This window comes from uncultured Roseobacter sp. (genome assembly GCF_947495275.1).
Lineage (GTDB): Bacteria > Pseudomonadota > Alphaproteobacteria > Rhodobacterales > Rhodobacteraceae > Roseobacter.
Genome location: NZ_CANLYL010000055.1, coordinates 1 through 1,114, shown reverse-complemented (window position 1 = coordinate 1,114; position 1,114 = coordinate 1). Strand labels below are relative to the sequence as shown.

General features: G+C 61.2%; 1 protein-coding gene. It reads right to left on the bottom strand.

Annotation, left to right across the window (positions count from 1 at the left end):
- Nucleotides 1-4: 4 nt before the first annotated feature.
- On the bottom strand, nucleotides 5-1,114 hold a 1,110-nt coding region (locus tag Q0802_RS24665), incomplete at its 5' end, for an S-(hydroxymethyl)glutathione dehydrogenase/class III alcohol dehydrogenase (RefSeq protein WP_298922660.1).

Genomic DNA, 1,114 nt, shown 5'->3' with positions numbered 1-1,114 from the left:
CCCCCTAGAACTCGACGACGGCTCTGATGGATTTGCCTTGGTGCATGAGGTCGAACCCGTGGTTGATCTCATCCAGGCTCAGCTTGTGGGTGATCATCGGGTCGATCTCGATCTTGCCGTCCATGTACCAGTCCACGATCTTGGGCACGTCGGTGCGCCCCTTGGCGCCGCCAAAGGCCGTGCCGCGCCAGACCCGGCCTGTCACCAGCTGGAAGGGGCGCGTCGAAATCTCCGCGCCCGCAGGCGCCACGCCGATGATGATACTCTCGCCCCAGCCCTTGTGCGCGGCCTCCAGAGCCGTGCGCATCACGTTCACATTGCCCGTGGCGTCAAAGGTATAGTCGGCACCACCTTGTGTTAATTCAACCAAATGGGCGACCATATCGCCATCAACCTTCGATGGATTGACAAAATCGGTCATTCCGAAGCGTTTTCCCATCTCCTCCTTGTCGTCGTTCAGATCGACACCCACGATCTGATCGGCCCCCGCCAGTTTCAGCCCCTGGATCACGTTGAGCCCGATCCCCCCGAGGCCAAAGACCACCGCGCGGCTGCCAATCTCGACCTTTGCGGTGTTGATCACCGCCCCGATGCCCGTGGTCACGCCGCAGCCGATGTAGCAGATCTTGTCAAAGGGCGCGTCCCTGCGGACTTTCGCCAGCGCGATCTCCGGCACCACCGTGTGATTGGCGAAGGTCGAACAGCCCATGTAGTGGTGAATGGGCGTGCCATCCAACATCGAAAACCGCGTCGAACCATCGGGCAAAAGCCCCTGACCTTGTGTCGCGCGCACTTTCTGGCAGAGGTTGGTTTTCGGGTTCAGACAGTATTCGCATTCGCGGCACTCCGGCGTGTAGAGCGGGATCACATGGTCGCCCACCTCCAGGCTTGTGACCCCCTCGCCGATCTCGATCACGACGCCCGCGCCCTCATGGCCCAGGATCGCCGGGAAAATCCCCTCCGGATCATCGCCCGACCGCGTGAATTCATCCGTATGGCACAAACCCGTCGCCTTGATCTCGACCAAAACCTCCCCCGCACGAGGCCCCTCAAGGTTAACCTCCATAACCTCCAATGGCTTCCCAGCAGCAACCGCAACCGCAGCTCGCGTCCT